The sequence below is a fragment of the Colwellia sp. MEBiC06753 genome (assembly GCF_053470325.1).
Genome location: NZ_JBQMTM010000003.1, coordinates 235,913 through 254,517, shown reverse-complemented (window position 1 = coordinate 254,517; position 18,605 = coordinate 235,913). Strand labels below are relative to the sequence as shown.

Below are 18,605 nucleotides of genomic sequence, written 5' to 3'. Positions count from 1 at the left end.
GGTATAACAGAGAGCAGATATGAAAAAAATTGCCGTAATTGGCTCTGGCATAGCAGGTTTAACCTCAGCCTATTTATTGTCAAAAAAACATCAAGTGACTGTTTTTGAAAAAAATAACTATATTGGCGGTCATACGGCAACGATTGATGTTGATTATCAAGGCGAGCAGTTAGCAATCGACACAGGTTTTATTGTCTTTAATGACAAAACTTATCCAAACTTTTTAAAGCTACTTGATGCTATTGGCGTAGGAAAACAGCCAACGGAAATGAGTTTTTCCGTTCATAACTTGCTGACTGGTTTTGAATACAATGGTCACAATATTGATACCTTATTTGCTCAACGTCGTAATATTTTTAAGCCGAGATTTTGGCAACTTATTCGTGAAATTTTACGGTTTAATAAGCAATGCAAAGCGTTATACGCTAGTGGCCTGAATGAACAAAACCAAACATTGGGCGAATTTTTAGCAAACAATCAATACAGCTCATTTTTTTGCGAACATTATATTTTGCCGATGGGGGCAGCTATTTGGTCTAGCTCTGTGGCTGAAATGGAAGCATTTGAACTGAAGTTTTTTATTCAGTTTTTTAACAATCATGGCCTGTTAAATATTGCTGACAGACCACAGTGGTACGTGATACCCGGCGGCTCTAGACAATATATAAAACCGTTAACAAAAACGTTTGCCGACCACATTAAATTAAATACTAATATTGATTATGTCGAGCGTTTTGAAGACCAGGTTACTTTGACCTTTGCTGATGGCACTAAGCAAGTATTTGATGAGGTGGTGTTTGCTTGCCACTCTAATCAGGCGCTTGCGCTTTTAAAAGATGCAACTTTAGAAGAAAAGCAGGTGTTAGGTAATATTCCTTATACGCCCAATAGCGTGGTATTACACACCGACATTAGGTTACTGCCTAAGCGTAAAAAAGCCTGGGCGAGTTGGAATTATCAGCTATCCAATGATCGTGAGCGGCCAGCAAGCGTCACCTATAACATGAATATCTTGCAGCAATTATCTTCAAATCACACCTATTGCGTTACGCTCAACCAAGATAATGACATTGATCCAGCTAAAGTTATCGGTAAATTTACTTATGATCATCCGGTATTTAATGTCAGTTCAATGAAAGCACAACAGCAACGCAACCAAATTTGCGGCAAACAGCACACGCACTTTGTTGGCGCTTATTGGTACAACGGTTTTCATGAAGACGGTGTTCGCAGCGCAGTTGATGTCGCGAAACGTTTTGATTGTCAGCTATAACTAGCTGACTTATCCCTTGAACAGTCTAACCCCTTGAAAAAGTAGCAACAGATAATGACATCATTGGTAAAGCCTAATACAAGTGACAGCAGCGCTAAAATTTATGCCGAAGAAAAGGCTAAAGTCAGTGCTGGCACCGAAGTTGTAAACAAAGCTGAAAGCCTAGTTGTAAGCAAAGCTGAAACCTGTGCCGAAACCAGCGCAATAAAAAGCGCAGAAAAAGAGAGTACGCAGCATAGCGCTATTTTTACTGGCAATGTACGTCATCGTCGTTATACCCCTAAAAGCAATGCCTTTAATTATCGACTGTACATGCTTGGGCTAGATGTTGATGAGGTGATGTCTGGACGTTTTTCATGTGGTGTGCTCGGCCGTCAATGGTTTAAGCCTATTCGAGTCAATGAAAAAAAGTATCTTCGAGGTGAACCAGGTGATTTAAGAACACGTATTACCGCTAAAGTCTTGAGTTTAGGTGGGGTAAAACCTGTCGTTAATATTACGATGTTGGTACAGGCGCAATGTTTAGGTTTGTATTTTAGCCCAGCAAATTTTTATTTTTGTTATGACCAGCAAGGACGCTGCATTTACATGTTAACTGAAGTTAGTAATACCCCGTGGAATAAACGTCATTACTACTTGGTTGATATGGTGGAAAATCGGCCGATGGAAAAAGACTTTCATGTCTCGCCGTTTATGGATTTAGCTATGCAATATCATTGGCGGGTAAAAGCGCCGAAGCGACTCAGCGCTGATTTGTCGCCTGAGCAACAAAACGATGATCAACAGCAGCAAGATAAGTTATTAATTCACATTGAAAATAAGCGCCATGATGGTGAAAAGTTATTTGATGCGACGTTGGCTTTATCGAAAACGCCGCTAACAGTTAAAAATTTATTGCAGGTCTGGTTACAGTTTCCAGTAATGACGCTAAAAGTGGTGGCCGGTATTTATTACCAAGCATTGAAGCTTTTTGCTAAGGGCATTGCATTTGTACCTTACCAAGTGAAAAAAACGGTGTTGAAAGACAAGGCCTAGCGCTTTAAAACCTAAGAGCTTAATAAGCACGAGACTAGGTACGAAACTAAGTACGAGACTAAGCACAGATAAAGTAACAGTGCACAGCGAATAAAAATAGTAGGAGATAACCGTGGAAAATACAGCGTCAAGTATTCGTAAAGCTACCGAAGCGCTTAGCCAAGATGCGCAAAGTTCTTGGGTGATTAATCGCTGTCGCCAATTAGTGTTCAAGATATTTGCCCAGTTACCTTCCGGTAAACTTGAAATTATTGAGCAAGGCCAGTCATTTGAATTTGGTGACACTAAGCACAGCGACGTGACCGCGCAAATTATTATTAATCATCAACAAACTTATGTTGCCTTGGTTAAAGGCGGCAGTATTGGCGCTGCAGAAGCCTATATTGATAAACAATGGGACAGTCCAGATCTTACCGCGGTAATACGAGTATTTGCTCGTGCACAACAAGTCACTGACCGATTTGAAAAGTATGTAAGCTGGCTAACCAAAATTAAAAACAAGCTTTTTCATTTTCGTAACCGTAATTCAGAGCAAGGTTCAAAGAAAAATATTCTCGCTCATTATGATTTAGGTAATGAACTTTATACGCGATTTTTAGATAAAGAAATGATGTACTCATCAGCCATTTATCCTAGTGAAGAAGCCAGCTTAGAACAGGCTCAATTACACAAGCTTGAACAAATTTGTCAGCGTCTTGAGCTTAAAGCTAGCGATCATTTGTTAGAAATTGGTACGGGTTGGGGCGGTTTAGCCATTTATGCGGCGAAAAATTATGGCTGTAAAGTCACAACCACCACCATTTCTGACGCGCAACATGCCTATGCTGAAAACCGCGTCAATCAGCTTGGCCTGTCAGATCGCATTACCTTATTAAAACAGGACTATCGAAACCTAACGGGACAGTTTGATAAGGTTGTATCAATAGAGATGATTGAAGCGGTTGGATATCAATACATGAATAGCTTTTTCGAGCAATGTAACGATCGATTAAAACCTGGCGGTAAACTGCTGATTCAAGCGATAACTATTGCTGATCAACGCTTTGACCACTATTTAAATAATGTTGATTTTATCCAGCGCTATATTTTCCCCGGTGGCTTTTTACCATCAATAAATTTAATGGCAGATAAAATCACTCAAAATACGAATATGGTTATTGAATCACTTGCCGATATTGGCCTTGATTACGCAAAAACCTTAGCTGATTGGCGAGGCCGCTTTTTAAACTCTTGGCCAGAGCTTACTGAGTTTGGTTACGATGAACCCTTTAAACGTTTATGGTTATTTTATTTAGCATATTGTGAGGGCGCATTTTTAGAGCGCTCAATTAGTACCGTGCATTTAGTGGCAAGAAAGTAACGCAAGGAAAGTTATTGATTATTTCCGTTACTAATTCCTAATAAGGCTAGGGCATCAATCCATTGCTTTGAATGCCCAAATTGCTCTGTTTGTTGGTGGATAAACTGGGTTAATTCAGGGCTTACTTTCGGGACTATGAGGGCACGTTCAAAAGCTAATGTTTGATAACGACTTAAATAGGTAGATGACTGTACATTCAGGTTGGCTCTAACGTATTCAAGTATCATTCTACCGGTTACGATAAAGTCAATGCGCTCCTTGGCAACCATACCGACACCATGTTCAATATTAGCTGTGGTAAAAAGCGTAAGTTGTTTATTTTGTATTAGTGTTTCAAGTGGTTGTTCAACAGTAAACCCTGATACAACACTGGTCGACATACCGTTAATTACTGCTGGCGCTAAACTTTCTAGCTTTAGCTGACTTGAAGATAAAATAACGTTGGCATCATAGGTGATAGGTTTTGTCCAATCATAATGCTCAGGGCTTGGCTGAAACCATAAAGCCGAGACAAAAGGTACTATGCAATTGGCATTGGCCTCGAGCATGCCGACTAACCGTATGCGCGGAAGCACAATAACGTTAAAACGAAATTGACCTGCGGCCTGAGCGTTTAAATAGTCTGCAAAGGTATAAACTAGTCCTGAACGCTTACGTTCATCGATAATAAACGGCCCAGATTGATAGGGCGAACATATATCGTAAGTTTTAGTGTATTGATTGGCCTGTGTATTAGTGCTTAAGAAAATTGAAATGATAATCGCAAGCAGAGGTACATACTTCACAACAATTCATTACCTAGGTTGAGTTATTGATTATAGTGGGCAAACTCTACTTGCTTTTAACCTAAAACAAAACGGTTAACTTTATTAAAGCTTCGTTAAAAATTAGTTACTATTAATTAGCTATTAGTTAACTTGGCAAACAAAGCCTTTTAAGTAATAACCTTCTGGATAATTACTGGCTACTGGATGATCTGCCGCTTGATGTAATCGTTCAACAAAGTGACATGCTTTATTCGCATCAAGAGCAGCATCGGCTACTACTTTTTGGAATAGCCCTACATCTAACAAGCCTGAGCATGAAAAAGTCAGCAATAAACCGTTAGGATTCAGTAGTTGCATAGCTAACATATTAATGTCTTTATAACCGCGACAAGCACTGGTTAATTGCGATTTAGCTTCAACAAATTTTGGCGGATCCATAATGATCATATCAAACTTCTCGCCTTGCTCTTTATAGCGGCGCAGTAGCTTAAATACATCTTCCTTTACAAAGTCTACAGGGGCATCAGCCAAATTATTTAACGCTAAGTTACGCTCGGCAATATCAAGCGCTGGTTGTGATACATCAACATTGGCTACTGATGTTGCACCTCCTTTGGCACAATGCAAAGCAAAGGTGCCAGTATACGAAAAGCAGTTAAGAATTTTTTTGCCTTTGGCATATTTGCCAGCAGCAATACGTGAGTCACGTTGATCAAGGTAAAAGCCAGTTTTATGACCGGTGGCAACATCCACTAAAATATCAACGCCATGCTCGTGAATAACGCGTTCGGTACTGCCTTTTTCATTGGCTAACCAGCCAACGCGCTTCGCTAGACCTTCTTTTTTACGCACATCAACATCAGAGCGTTCATAAATACCGCATTCAGGGTAAAGTTCGGTGAGTACATCAACTATGGTGTGTAAGTGAAATTCAGCACCGGCCGATAGCATTTGGCAAACAATAATATCATCGTATTTGTCGATGGTAATGCCCGGCATGCCGTCAGACTCTCCGGCAATTAATCGATAGCCGGTTAACTTACCTTGTTCAATAAACCAATCACGGCGTAATTGCGCTTGTTTAAATTTTCTAACAAAAAAATCTCGGTCGACTTGCTCGTTCTGATCAAAGCTCCAAATGCGCACGCGCATTTGTGATTCAGGTGAATAAGCGCCTTTAGCCAGCCAATTTCCTTTGCTGTCTACTACATCAACGGTTTCGCCAAGCATGGGCTTGCCTTTAATTTTGCTGATCGCTTTTGAGAATACCCAAGGGTGTTTACGTTTTAATGATTTTTCACGACCAACATTTAAATAAATTATTGCTGACATACGCCTATACTTAGAAACAAAGAACAAGAATGCGAATTGTATTGAAACCCAAAGCTCGGTGCAATCAAAGGAGTTAAATATGGCAATATGTTGTCTTGCAAATGTCAGTGGCAAAGTTCAGGGCGTTTATTTTAGAGCGTCATGTCAGCAAAAGGCGATTGATTTAAGTTTAAGTGGCTATGCCAAAAACTTAAGTGACGGTGATGTGCAAGTGCTGATATGTGGTGAAGAGGGCAATGTAAATGAAATGCTTGATTGGTTACAACAAGGGCCAGAACAGGCTGAAGTTGTTAGTGTTGAACACAATGAAGTGCCATATCAGTCGCTTAATTTCTTTTCGATAAGCTAATTAAAGTTCATGGGCTTTGATTAAATATCAGCGATGTTTAAGTGCTAAAACTTTAAGGTGTAACACCGCACAATGGACGGATTTAGCTTGGATAATTAGCGAGGAATGCGCGCAAGACATGCTTCAAGATGTTAACGCCTATGATCAAACCTATTTAGCAACAAAAGAAGTAATTTCAATAATCAAAGTTTGCTTTAATGCATTGAAACTAAAGGTAAAATGTTGTTGTTTGATACAAATTCCATTTAAGAAATAACAGTATTAAAAAGTTATGCCTTGCACTTAGTGTCAGCGTTACTATGCAAGTACGTGGGGTGGAATAATGGAAAAAGAAATTCAAAACTGAATAATAATACAGTAATAATCACGATTATTTTAGCCGTGCTTGCATACTTCTTCGTTACTCACTTTCTACAAATAACTTTCAATTCGAATTAAATTAATTGTAGTTTTAATTAGTTATTTATTAAAATTTAAACAGCTCATTATAACCTTAACTTTTTATTTTGATAAATATCCAACAATATCAAATCGATAAGGTTGATTTCTTTAGGTGCCAAAGCTGTCGATAGCTAATGGTTTTAGTTGCCTTATCTGTCTATAAATTACAGCAATTTCGGAGTTCTTGTTGATATTTTATTCTAAATCATTAAAATATGGTTCGAATTCTAATGATTATTGTTGAAATTAAAATAAGGACTTTATTGAGATGTTTAAATTACGCTTGTTAATTGTTGAGCGTTTTTATGCTTCGAAACTTACCCTCTTAAGACTGGCAAATGACTGTTAACGTTTTTCGCTGATCACACATGTTCCAATATTTAAATCACTAAACTTATACCATTAATTAAATAGGGCAGTAATGAACTATATTTATCTTTCTTTGGGTTTGTATTTTGTACTCATGCTAGCGATCGGACTTTACGCAGCAAAGAAATCTACCTCGAATTTATCAGGCTATATGCTAGGTGGGCGTAAAGTTAGTCCACAGGTAACGGCACTTTCAGCTGGTGCCTCAGATATGAGTGGCTGGATGCTAATGGGCTTGCCAGGTGCAATGTTTTTAAATGGCTTTGACACTATATGGATAGCAATTGGCTTAATTATTGGTGCGTGGACAAATTACGCATTAGTTGCGCCCAAGTTACGTATGTATACCGAAGTTGCAAATGACGCGCTCACCGTACCTGACTTTTTAGCACAACGTTTTAATAAAAATGACGGTGTGATCAAAATGGTATCTGCCGTTGTCATTATTATCTTCTTTACGCTTTATACCTCTGCTGGCCTTGTAGGTGGTGGTAAGTTGTTCGAGTCTGCTTTTGGTATTGATTATCAAATTGGTGTGATTGTTACCATGTTAGTGGTCGTTGCTTACACTTTATTAGGCGGCTTTCTGGCAGTGAGCCTAACTGACTTTGTTCAAGGCGTGATTATGTTTGTCGCGCTAGTGTTAGTGCCTATTGTCGCGTTTAGTTATTTCAACAGTGCTGATGCAATGTTGGCGCATACCGCAAGCAATATTCCGTCAATTTCGCAAAGTGTAGGGCAGCTTAGTTTATTAACTTTAGTGTCGAGCTTAGCTTGGGGGCTAGGTTACTTTGGTCAGCCTCATATCATCGTACGCTTTATGGCGATTGATTCAGTAAAAAATATCAAAGTCGCACGACGTATTGGTATGAGCTGGATGACGGTAACTATTGTTGGCGCATTAGCAACCGGTTTAACCGGTGTTGCTTACGTTAATAAATATAAGGTGCAACTAACCGACCCTGAAACAATCTTTGTCTATTTTTCAAATGTCTTGTTCCATCCATTAATTAGTGGCTTTTTACTGGCGGCAATATTGGCTGCAGTCATGAGTACGATTTCATCTCAACTATTGGTGTCGTCTAGTTCACTTACTGAAGATATTTACCGTACTTACAGCAAGAAAAGTATCGACCAAAATCGCCTAGTTGCTATTGGCCGTATTTGTGTGTTTGTTGTGGCATTAATTTCTGCTGGTATCGCGATGAACCCAACAAGCAGTATTTTAGGCATTGTAAGTAATGCTTGGGCTGGTTTTGGCGCAGCATTTGGCCCATTAATTCTGTTAAGTTTGTGGTGGAAACGAATGACTTACAGTGGTGCTTTAGCCGGCATTATTAGTGGTGCAGTAACTGTATTGATATGGGTTTATTTACCGATACTTGATGATGGCGCAACGTTAAGTTCGTTAGTGTATGAAATGGTACCAGGATTTATTGTCAGTACTTTCACCATTTGGGCGGTTAGCTTGTTATCGGCTTCGCCGTCTAAAGCAGTGTTAGATATGTTTAATGACGTTAATTATCAATTAGCGAAAAGCTCATCTTAATCGTTATTTTAACCGTTATCTTAATCGTAAATTATAGAATTTATAAAAAGGGAAATATATGCCGTTACTTAACAGTAAACGCCTGGTCATAAAAGTTGGCAGCGCACTAATTGCACCGGGTAATGATGGTTGTACAACTAAGTATCTCAGCCATATTGCCCAATATATCAAGCATTGCCGAGCGCGTGGCATACAGGTAATTTTAGTTTCATCGGGCTCTGTCGCCGCTGGTCGCCAATGGTTTGCCCAGCACCAACTAGGCGGCAAGCCGTCAAAGGCCATGAAAAAAGCGATGGCAGCTGCCGGTCAAAATGACATGATGGCGGTATGGGCTAAATTATTGCAGCAACCACTTGCGCAAATTTTATTAACGCATGCCGACTTATGTAATCGCGAGCGTTATTTAAGCATTACCGAAACTATTGATGAATTGCTGGATAACGATGTGTTACCGGTAATTAATGAAAATGACACCGTAACCTCAGATGAATTGAAAGTGGGTGACAACGATAATTTAGCTGCGATGACCGCTTCGGCAACTAACGCAGATACGTTAATAATGTGTACTGATGTCGATGGTTTGTATAACAAAAACCCAAGAAGCCATAGTGATGCCAGTTTATTAAAGCAAATCGCAGAAATCGACGATGGTATTTTTGCGATGGCAGGCGGTGCTACCACCGCTGTCGGAACCGGTGGCATGCAAACCAAAGTGCAGGCTGCTGAAAAAGCATCAGCCCATGGTATCGACACGTTTATTGTCAATGGTTTTGCTGCCGAAACCTTTACCCAGTTAATGGCGGGTAATAACCCAGGTACTCACTTTTTACCGACATTAGAACCATTAACACCTGATTTGCACTGGATGACTCATACCGTAAAAGAGCGAGGAGAAGTGATCATTAACGATGACGACATCGACTTTAATGATGATCAAGAAATGCTCACCAGTGACAATATCGTTGAAGTTAAAGGCAACTTTGGTGTTGGCGACACTATATTAGTTACCGCTGAAGACGGGACTAAAATTGCCAAAGCAACTTCAAATTACAGTAGCTGTTTACTTAATTATATTGCTCAAGAGCAAGATGATCAGAGCAGTGATGAGCAACATCTCCCGCAAAATAACTCGATTATTTCACAAGAATATTTAGCCGTACTGGAGAATTTATGAACCTTATTTCCGAGATTTCTCAACAAGCAGCTCAAGCTGCTCGCAAGTTAGTCGATGTATCAGAAGAGCAAAAAAATATTGTCCTCAGAGCGATGGCAATGGCGCTACGCGAAAAAGCGTTTGAAATTTTAGCCGCTAATCAGTTGGATATGGCGCAAGCAAAAGTAAATAACTTATCTGAAGCTATGCTAGATCGGTTGCTATTAACTGGCCAACGAATTGAAGCCATGGCGAGCGGCATTGAAGACGTTGCCAATTTACCCGATCCCGTTGGCAAACTACGAGAAATTGGTGAGCAACCAAATGGCATTAAAATCAGTAAAATGAGAATGCCACTTGGCGTGGTGTGTATGATTTATGAAGCGCGTCCCAATGTGACCGCTGATGCTGGCGCTTTGTGTTTTAAATCGGGTAATGCCGTGATTTTACGTGGCGGTAAAGAAGCCTTACATTCGAGCAAGGCTATTGCCAGTGTGCTACAGCAAACATTAGCAACATTTGATTTACCTAGAGCATTAATCAGTGTAATTCCAAATGCTGATCGCAGCTTGTTAATGGAGCTAATGCAGCAACGTGACTTTATCGATGTAATTATTCCGCGTGGTGGTGAAGGCCTTATTAACTTTGTTACTGATAATAGTAAGGTGCCAGTTATCCAGCATTTTAAAGGCGTGTGTCACCTTTATGTTGATAAACACGCTGACTTGGAAAAAGCCTTGCAGTTATTGCTAAATGGTAAAACGCAGCGCACCGGTGTTTGTAATGCCTTGGAAGGGTTAATTGTTCACAAAGCTATAGCCGATGAATTTATGCCGATTGTGGCAAAAGCATTAGCCGAGCATGAAGTTACCATTAATGGTTGTCAGCAAAGTGTGCCTTATTTTGAGCAAGCAAACACCTTGGCTGATAGCGAATTTGGTCAAGAATACCTAGCGCTAGAAATTGCCATAAAAATGGTGGATAGCATGGAGCAAGCGCTTGATCATATTCACCAATTCGGCAGCAATCATACTGAAGTGATTTGCACTGAAGATAGTGAACGAGGACAACGCTTCCAGCGTCTTGTTGATGCGTCTGTGGTAATGGTTAATGCGTCTTCGCGATTTTCTGACGGTGGTCAATTAGGGTTAGGTGCTGAAATTGGTATCGCTACGACCAAGTTGCATGCCTACGGGCCTATGGGGTTGGAATCATTAACGACGGAAAAATACTTAGTAGCAGGTGATGGTCAAATTCGTCAATAACTGACAATCACCTGACGTTCACGTCTACTAAACGCAGGCTAAAATTTTACTTTTATCATCAAAGAGTTGGTTTATACTCGTGTAAATTTGTATAAACCACACAAACCTGTTTAAACCACGATGACACAAATGAAATATATCGATGTAATTGATGACCAGCTGCACTTTGCCGAAACTGAAAGCCCAAAGCCTGCGTCTAATCAATGTTTAATAAAAGTTAAAGCTATTGGCATTAATCGCGCCGATTTATTGCAGCGGGCAGGTAAGTATCCACCACCTAAAGGCGAATCACCCATTTTAGGGCTTGAAGTTGCTGGCGAAGTGGTTGAGAGCAGCGATCCGCGATTTCCGGTTGGCGAGTGTGTTTGTGGCTTAGTTGCTGGTGGTGGTTATGCCGAATTTGCGGTGGTAAATACCGATCAGTTAATTAAACTGCCCGAATTTTATAGCTTTGAAATGGGGGCAGCGTTAACTGAAGTTTTTTTAACTGCCTATCAAGCGCTATTTAGCATTGGGCAAATTAAGCCAAATACTAAAGTGCTTATTCATGCTGGTGCTAGTGGCGTTGGCAGTGCCGCCATTCAATTAGCTAAAGCCCATGGTTGTTATGTTGTCGCCACCGCAGGCAGTGATGAAAAGGTTGCGGCTTGCTTGTCATTTGGTGCAGATCAGGCAATTAATTATAAACAACAAGATTTCGTCCAATGTTCATCGCAGCAAAGCTCAATACAGCAAAATATGCGCTTTGACTTTATTTTAGATGTGGTCGCGGGTGATTACTTAGCTAAAAATATTGAGCTGGCCAACCTTGATGCCACTATCGTGATTTTAGCTATGCTAGGTGGTCGTTTTGCCAGTGATATAGACATTGCTAAACTACTGCAAAAACGCATTACTGTAACCGCATCAACCTTACGTAATCGCTCTGACAGCTATAAAGCAGAGTTAACCGCAAGCTTTACCCGTGATTTTTATCATCATCTTGTTGCGCAGCAGATTAAACCAATCATTGATAGCAGCTACTCATGGCAACAAGCTGAGCTTGCCCATCAGCGTATGGCGAACAACGACAATATTGGTAAGTTAGTGTTAACCGTTGATTAGCTAACGATTAAATGGTGAGAGTTGATACAAAACCTATAAAGCGATGCAGATTCAATCACTTAAGATATTTATCGTTTAATTTTACAGCGCTGTATTAATTTTTGACTTTGCGCTAAAAAACAGTGCCCAAAGAGAGACAAAACACACAATAGCAGGAATTGTATTTGCGAGTGTATAACCACCTTCTGTAGCCTTGCCAAGTAAAAGAGCTAACATTGCGGTTCCAACTAATGGATAACTAATCAAGCCATTTGGAATTTTTTTTGATTTCTCAGTGTCTTTCATTTTAATTTTCCTTATCTATGTAAAGCACTACTAAAATTATAACGCCGCAATATGTGGCGTATTAAGCTTGGCTAATATTAGCGAGGAACAATCGCCAGCCAAGCTTTATACACCCCCCTATAATTGCCTTGTTATAACTCTTTTACAAGGCAGTAGGTTGTATGATCTTTGGGATGATCTATTAACTCACCAAAAACTTTATAACCGCGCTTTTCATAAAACGGTTTTGCTTGGAAGCTTAATGTTTCTGTGCGCATGTATTTAAAGCCTTTTTCTTTAGCAAAACTTTCGGCAGCATCCATTAATTTATTACCAATGCCTTTGCCTCTAGTTTCATTCGATAACCAAAGTAACTCTACAATACAGTAATTCCAGAATGCAGTGGCTCTGACACCACCTAAAATTTTACCATCATCATTTTTTACAAATGCAGCGAATTTAGTGTCGGGTTCAAAAACAATATCATCGGGAATATGTTGCTGGTTAAAGGCTTGAATTCCTTTACTTATTGTTTCAAGGTCGTTTTTATTTGGTGAAGTAGTTACTTCAATATTCATTTTTACATCCATGCTTGAGAGAGTTGTAACATGTTTATAGTGAGCAAATCGCGCATATTTCTGCCATCTCTTTGTTCAATGTTATTCTTTGTTAAAAAGTATCTGCTTTACTAAGAGATTGCTAGCATTTGGAAAAACAGCAATTAGTCTAACTGGTCTGAGGAAAAATACGAGCTTTTGGCTTAAAGAGTTGCACTGTAGCCTTAAACAAGCGCGATGCTTAATTCTACGTTTAATTCCTTATTTAATGCTTTCTCAAACACTGTTTTAAATACTTTATTCTACTAATGCAAATCGTGGTTGCTTTTTACCATCGCGTTCAACGATTTCAGTAAACATGGCTAAGGGTCTTACCCAGTATTCGGGTTGGCCAGTTTGCTCAATCGCACCATAAAGCGGGTAGTAAACTACCATCCATTCTTCGGTTTCACTGTGTTTGGCTACATGGAGTACTTGATATTCACTGCCTTTAAAATGGCGGTATTTTCCTGGCGTTAGCATGTTTAATTACTCGTTAACGGTTATTTGCATTGGGCGGCAGTCTAGCAAATATGCCTAATTAGCCAAAGGGTTATTCGCCTAAATTGTTGAGCACTATTCTTCTGCTTGATGATTCATTAAATAAATGGTCACTATAAATAAACAATATTTAACGGGCGATCTAAGGTAGGGAGGAATGCGAGCCAGCAATTTGGTACGTCGTTATCAAGCTGATGAATTTAGTGAATTGACATCATAGCGCTTGGGCAACACAGTATGACGCCATAAGGCGAAAGCATATTAACTTATAACTTGGTTTGCACTTCAAGCTATGCAAGTCGCTAAATAAGCAAGTCGCTAAATATGTAGGTATTTAGTGAAAGAAGAGATTTTTTAAAGGGTGTAATGATGACGGTTATAGTGCCAGAAAATGATAAGCAAACATTCGCTGAACAACATTCAGTGTCTACTATTTTGCAAACGCGTTACTCGGTACGCGCGTATAGTGATGTGCCAGTTGCGCAAACATTATTAACTAAAGTGTTTGAAATTGCGCAAAAGTCGCCCTCCAATTGTAATGTTCAGCCATGGCAAATCGCAGTAGTGTCAGGGCAAACCAAAAGCCTACTAAAAGAAAAATTTATCGCCAGTTTAATGGCTGGTGCGACACCAAACCCTGATTTTAATTGGTTGCCTCAATATCAAGATATTCATCGCGAGCGTCAGTTTGGCTCGGCTAATGCTTTGTATTCCAGTATGAATATTGAACGCACAGATAAAAAGGCACGTCAGCTCGCCATGCTGCGTAACTGGCAGTTTTTTGATGCGCCACATGCAGTGTTTTTCACCATGGATAAGTACCTTGATATTATGGGCGCGGTTGATTTAGGTATTTATGCGCAAACTTTGTCGTTAGTAATGGCAGAACATGGTGTGAGCAGCTGTATGCAAGGGGCGTTAGGGCACTTTCCTGATCCGGTGCGAGAAGTGTTGAGCTTACCTGCAGAGCGCGGAGTGCTATTTGGCATGTCGTTTGGTTACGAAGATAAATCAGCAGCGGTTAACAATACCCGCACAGAACGTGCGCCAGTAGCTGATGCAGTACAGTTTTTTGATTAATACTGGTTTTTGACAATATTGTATTTGATTAATTAAGCGCGTTAATTTAGCTGTTAATGTTAACTCTCATCGACAGCTAAGTCGCAACAGTTTATTAGCAATCGTTTATTAGCACAGCATACTAGGCATGGCATTGCGTCATACCTAGTAGCTGTGCCGAAAATCACGTTAAGCTAAAGTTATAACTTCACCATCAATTTACCTTGATTGGCGCCGGTAAAGAATAAATTTAACCCATCTATCGCTGACGGCAGGCCTTCAAGGACATGGCAGCGATATTTAATTTTCCCTTGTAAAACATAAGGGGTGAGTTTTTCAAGCAATGCTGGAATCTCATGGAAATGATCAGGCATTGCAAAACCCTGCATTAATAATCGTTTTCTGATCATAGTGATCCAGCTTGGCGCAGGACTTGGCTCAGCTTTACTGTAATCGGCAATCATGCCACAGACAATAATGCGCCCATGTTCATTCATGCGATTGTAAATATGGTGTTGAATTTCACCACCGGTGTTTTCAAAGAAAACATCGACGCCGTCAGGGGTTAATGCCGCGAGTTGCTCGGCTAAATTATCGGTTTTGTAATTAATTGCGCCATCAAATCCTAACTCTTCAGTGATCCATTGGGCTTTTTCATCATTACCAACAACACCAATGACTCTAAGGCCATCAGCTTTGGCTAATTGGCCGACAATCGAACCAACTGAGCCGGCGGCACCTGTTACCACCAAAGTTTCACCTGCTTTAGGTTTACCAATATTGAACAAGCCTTGAGTTGCCGTCATGCCAGGTAGGGCAAACACTGACAAAATTGTTTCTTCTGGCAGATCATTTTGTACTTTGTTTAAACGGGTACCGTCGCTTTTAATTAGCTCTGCCCAACCTAATAAACCAGTCACGCGATCACCTACGGCAAAATCTGGATGCTTACTTTCGATAACGGTACCGATGCCGCTACTGCGCATAACATCACCTAAGGCAACTGGTGGTATGTAGCTATTGGTATCTGGGCTCATCCAACCAAACATTGCCGGATCAAGCGAAGTATAGGTTTGCTTGATTAGAAACTCGCCATCGGCCAACGTTGGGCGTGGTAGGCTTACTTGTTCAAATAAATCGCTCGTAATTGGGCCGCCACTTGGGCGGGCAATAAGTTTAATCGCTGTATAGTGTTCCATTGCTTTATCCTTTATTAATTATCGTTGGCGGTTATGGTCTAACTTACCTGTTGCTTATCAGATATCTTAGTATGAGTTTAGCGCGTTAAAAGTGCAGAAATTGGCTTAATTTGTGACAATGACTGCAGCTCAATAAATTCATGTAAAGCCTCAGCTAATTGCTCACTTTGTTTAAGCACTTGCTGCCAATTGTTGATGCGCTCATCGGTGGCGACCTCAGTAAAGTCAGTTCTATCAGGAATTTTCGCCAGTGGCAGTTGGCTTACAAATTCTGGTGATGGGCAAATAACAACTGTATTGTCATAGTTTGATTCGTGGGCGTTACGTTTCAGTGATTTATCAAACCAACCCGCTTTTAAACTATGGCTAAAGTGCGGGTAAAGCGTGAGCCCAGGGTTTTCAATTTTGATATCGAAATGGTAATCAATAATTCCACCGTCGCGGTACATGCCAGAAGGGCAACCGGCAATATCTTTAATGCCAGCCATTACCATTGGAATAGAGCCAGATGCGAGTAATGCTGGTTTTAAGTTATCAATAGTTAAATTGACGCATGTGGTATCAAAAGCGTCAGGATCTGAAATGGTTAATTCACTTGATGACGGTTGAAAAATAAACCGTTGATATTGATTGCGCAGGCGTCTGCGACTGATTCGATTATTCACTAAGCTGCCAACTAAACCCGCACCTTGCAGTAGTTTGTTTTCACTGGCGACTAAACCATTGGTTTTAGCCACAATAAAGTGCGCTTTACGAATAGGGTTATTGATGATTTGCTGAGTACCATCTTCACCCAGTAAATCATCGAGTAAAATTCGCGCTTTATCGGTAATTTCTTCAGGCGTTGGTTTCGCCGTTTCATAAACGGTATTGGCATAATCATGCGCAAGGCGAGTTACCGCTGCAACTGGGTCATCTTGGCCAAAACAGGCGGCGCGAAAAGCACCTGCGCTTGAACCAACAATATTTAACACGTGCTGGCGCGACTGAAAAAACTCACCAAACAGGTATTTATCTAAACCAAATAGGGTAAACCATTTAGGGCCACCACTGGCCCCAAGGAAATTGTTAAAAAGTGCTTGGGAAAACCCGTGTTGCTTAATGGTGTTAAGTGCAGATTTTCCGGCATAAATTTCTATCATTTGCTTTTATTGTGTCCTTTTTAAGCGGCGGCTAATGCCCGCAGTTCTTTTCTTAAAATTTTACCGACATTGGATTTCGGCATTTCATCAACAAAATACACTTCTTTGGGCACTTTGTAATTTGTAAGGTTTTCTCTGGCATGAGCAATAAGCATGGCTTCATTTAAGTTTTGATCTTGCTTAACAATATAAACTCTTATTTTTTCACCAGTGGCTTCGCAGGGGATGCCAATTGCAGCAGCCTCTAACACGCCAGGGTGCAAGGCGAGTACTTCTTCAATTTCATTGGGATAGACATTAAAACCAGAAACGATAATCATGTCTTTTTTACGATCAACAATACGAAAATAACCCTGCTCATCCATGGTGGCGATATCGCCAGTTTTAAGCCAACCATCCACTAAAGTTTCGGCTGTAGCATCAGGTCTATTTAAGTAACCTTTCATTACTTGCGGGCCTTTAACCCACATTTCGCCCGGTTCATTAATACCAACATCGACGCCATCATCATTCACTAAGCGAATGTCGGTAGAGGCTGCTGGCAAACCAATTGAGCCGTTAAATTCTGTTTGATTATACGGGCTAATGGTCACCATTGGGCAGCACTCTGTTAAGCCATAACCTTCAAGTAATCGTATGCCTGTAATAGCTTGCCACTTTTCGGCAACTGCCCGTTGCACAGCCATACCACCACCTAACGCAACTTTTAACCCTGAAAAATCGAGCTTTTCAAAACCAGGGGTATGGACTAAGCCATTAAACAAGGTGTTAACGCCAGTAATGGCAGTAAATCGATATTTAGCCAGCTCTTTGACAAAACCCGGCATATCTCGTGGGTTGGTAATTAATAGGTTACTGCCGCCATACGCGATAAAACATAAGCAATTCGAGTTTAAGGCAAAGATATGATAAAGCGGCAAGGCAGTTACCATCAGCTCTTTATTTTCATCGAAAATTGGCGTGGTCATGGCTTTAGATTGCTCTAAATTGGCTATCATGCTGCGGTGGGTAAGCATGACGCCTTTTGATGGACCCGTTGTACCGCCAGTATATTGTAAGAAGGCTAAATCTTCTGGATCTATTGTTGCTGGGGTAAAGGCCATTTGTGAGCCTTGTTTTAACACATGATTAAATTTAACGGCATTGGCTAAGTGATAAGCGGGCACCATTTTTTTAAAGTGCTTAACCACAGTGTTAACCATTAAACCTTTGAGAGCACCTAAGCGATCGCCTAAGCCCGTAACAATGACATGTTGAACATTGGTTTTATCAATGACACTGGCAAGGGTATGAGCAAAGTTTTCAATAATTAAAATGCCTTTAGTGTCAGAGTCTTTTAATAGGTGCTCTAATTCTCTGGCAGTGTATAGCGGGTTAACGTTAACCACCGTTAAGCCGGCAAGCAAGGCACCAAATAATGCAATAGGGTATTGCAAGGTATTAGGCATCATAATGGCAAATTTATCGCCCGGTTTAAAATGCCATTGGTTTTGTAAGAAGGCAGCAAAGGCCTTGGCCTGATCATACAGTTGCTGATAGGTGATACTGGCACCCATATTAATAAAAGCGGTATTGTTGCTGTACTGGCTGGCATATGTGGTAAACATTTGTGCCAGTGATGAAAATTTATCTGGATCAATTTCAAAGGGTACACCTGGCGGGTAACTTTTTTCTAACCACACTTTTTCCATCTTACTTTCCTTCTTAATAAACGGTTGTTGTAATTGATTTTTTATTGTTTTATTTATTCTTATTATTCTTATTATTGTTTTTTGTTTAAATTTTACAGCTTATTTTATCAGGCTTTTTTGTGTTAAGCGGGCTAAGTTTTTGGCAAATAAAAGCTT

17 protein-coding genes are annotated in these 18,605 nt (G+C 40.2%); 9 read left to right on the top strand and 8 right to left on the bottom strand.

Features of this window, described 5'->3' with window-relative positions; translation table 11 throughout:
• Positions 1–19 precede the first annotated feature (19 nt).
• The 3 genes from ACOB82_RS04330 (at position 20) to ACOB82_RS04320 (ending at position 3,668) form a co-directional block, all read left to right on the top strand.
• Positions 20–1,273 (top strand): NAD(P)/FAD-dependent oxidoreductase, encoded by a 1,254-nt coding sequence (locus tag ACOB82_RS04330; RefSeq protein WP_448211707.1) that lies wholly within the window; start codon positions 20–22, stop codon positions 1,271–1,273.
• Between the two features lie 54 nt (positions 1,274–1,327).
• On the top strand, positions 1,328–2,308 hold the full coding sequence (locus tag ACOB82_RS04325; protein ID WP_448211706.1) for a DUF1365 domain-containing protein: 981 nt from the start codon (positions 1,328–1,330) through the stop codon (positions 2,306–2,308).
• Between the two features lie 112 nt (positions 2,309–2,420).
• Positions 2,421–3,668, top strand: coding sequence for a class I SAM-dependent methyltransferase (locus tag ACOB82_RS04320; RefSeq protein WP_448211705.1), 1,248 nt, complete (start codon positions 2,421–2,423; stop codon positions 3,666–3,668).
• An 11-nt stretch (positions 3,669–3,679) separates the two neighbouring features.
• On the opposite strand, the gene ACOB82_RS04315 is transcribed toward ACOB82_RS04320, so the two are convergent.
• Positions 3,680–4,453 (bottom strand): hypothetical protein, encoded by a 774-nt coding sequence (locus ACOB82_RS04315; protein WP_448211704.1) that lies wholly within the window; start codon positions 4,451–4,453, stop codon positions 3,680–3,682.
• A 123-nt stretch (positions 4,454–4,576) separates the two neighbouring features.
• Positions 4,577–5,767: a class I SAM-dependent methyltransferase gene (locus ACOB82_RS04310; RefSeq protein ID WP_448211703.1), complete on the bottom strand. Its 1,191-nt coding sequence runs from the start codon at positions 5,765–5,767 to the stop codon at positions 4,577–4,579.
• A 79-nt stretch (positions 5,768–5,846) separates the two neighbouring features.
• On the opposite strand from ACOB82_RS04310, the gene ACOB82_RS04305 reads away from it, so the two are divergent.
• The 5 genes from ACOB82_RS04305 (at position 5,847) to ACOB82_RS04285 (ending at position 11,997) form a co-directional block, all read left to right on the top strand.
• Positions 5,847–6,116: an acylphosphatase gene (locus ACOB82_RS04305; RefSeq protein WP_448211702.1), complete on the top strand. Its 270-nt coding sequence runs from the start codon at positions 5,847–5,849 to the stop codon at positions 6,114–6,116.
• Positions 6,117–6,978: 862 nt separating this feature from the next.
• Entirely contained in the window at positions 6,979–8,475 is a 1,497-nt protein-coding gene (gene putP / locus ACOB82_RS04300; protein WP_448211701.1) for a sodium/proline symporter PutP, read from the top strand.
• A 58-nt stretch (positions 8,476–8,533) separates the two neighbouring features.
• Entirely contained in the window at positions 8,534–9,649 is a 1,116-nt protein-coding gene (gene proB, locus ACOB82_RS04295; protein ID WP_448211700.1) for a glutamate 5-kinase, read from the top strand.
• Positions 9,646–10,893 (top strand): glutamate-5-semialdehyde dehydrogenase, encoded by a 1,248-nt coding sequence (locus ACOB82_RS04290; protein WP_448211699.1) that lies wholly within the window; start codon positions 9,646–9,648, stop codon positions 10,891–10,893. The genes proB and ACOB82_RS04290 overlap by 4 nt, the downstream gene beginning before the upstream one ends.
• Before the next feature lie 129 nt (positions 10,894–11,022).
• Positions 11,023–11,997, top strand: a complete 975-nt coding sequence (locus ACOB82_RS04285; RefSeq protein WP_448211698.1) for an NAD(P)H-quinone oxidoreductase — start codon at positions 11,023–11,025, stop codon at positions 11,995–11,997.
• Between the two features lie 81 nt (positions 11,998–12,078).
• Here ACOB82_RS04285 and ACOB82_RS04280 read toward each other — a convergent pair whose 3' ends face one another.
• The 3 genes from ACOB82_RS04280 to ACOB82_RS04270 all read right to left on the bottom strand — a co-directional run bounded on the left by ACOB82_RS04280 (position 12,079) and on the right by ACOB82_RS04270 (position 13,340).
• Positions 12,079–12,282, bottom strand: coding sequence for a hypothetical protein (locus tag ACOB82_RS04280; protein WP_448211697.1), 204 nt, complete (start codon positions 12,280–12,282; stop codon positions 12,079–12,081).
• 131 nt (positions 12,283–12,413) lie between these two features.
• The gene (locus ACOB82_RS04275) at positions 12,414–12,839 is read right to left on the bottom strand and encodes a GNAT family N-acetyltransferase (RefSeq protein ID WP_448211696.1); all 426 of its coding nucleotides are present in this window, start codon (positions 12,837–12,839) and stop codon (positions 12,414–12,416) included.
• A gap of 276 nt (positions 12,840–13,115) precedes the next feature.
• Positions 13,116–13,340 carry a DUF1653 domain-containing protein gene (locus tag ACOB82_RS04270; protein ID WP_448211695.1) on the bottom strand — a complete coding sequence of 75 codons (225 nt, stop codon included), beginning with the start codon at positions 13,338–13,340 and terminating at the stop codon, positions 13,116–13,118.
• A 387-nt stretch (positions 13,341–13,727) separates the two neighbouring features.
• Here ACOB82_RS04270 and ACOB82_RS04265 point away from each other — a divergent pair, with 387 nt between their 5' ends.
• Positions 13,728–14,438 (top strand): nitroreductase, encoded by a 711-nt coding sequence (locus tag ACOB82_RS04265; RefSeq protein ID WP_448211694.1) that lies wholly within the window; start codon positions 13,728–13,730, stop codon positions 14,436–14,438.
• A gap of 179 nt (positions 14,439–14,617) precedes the next feature.
• Here the strand turns inward: ACOB82_RS04265 and ACOB82_RS04260 are convergent, their stop codons facing one another.
• From ACOB82_RS04260 to ACOB82_RS04250, 3 genes are all read right to left on the bottom strand, one after another.
• Positions 14,618–15,616: an NADP-dependent oxidoreductase gene (locus ACOB82_RS04260; RefSeq protein WP_448211693.1), complete on the bottom strand. Its 999-nt coding sequence runs from the start codon at positions 15,614–15,616 to the stop codon at positions 14,618–14,620.
• A 77-nt stretch (positions 15,617–15,693) separates the two neighbouring features.
• On the bottom strand, positions 15,694–16,758 hold the full coding sequence (locus ACOB82_RS04255; protein WP_448211692.1) for a patatin-like phospholipase family protein: 1,065 nt from the start codon (positions 16,756–16,758) through the stop codon (positions 15,694–15,696).
• 20 nt (positions 16,759–16,778) lie between these two features.
• Positions 16,779–18,449 (bottom strand): AMP-binding protein, encoded by a 1,671-nt coding sequence (locus tag ACOB82_RS04250; RefSeq protein ID WP_448211691.1) that lies wholly within the window; start codon positions 18,447–18,449, stop codon positions 16,779–16,781.
• Between the last annotated feature and the right edge of the window lie 156 nt (positions 18,450–18,605).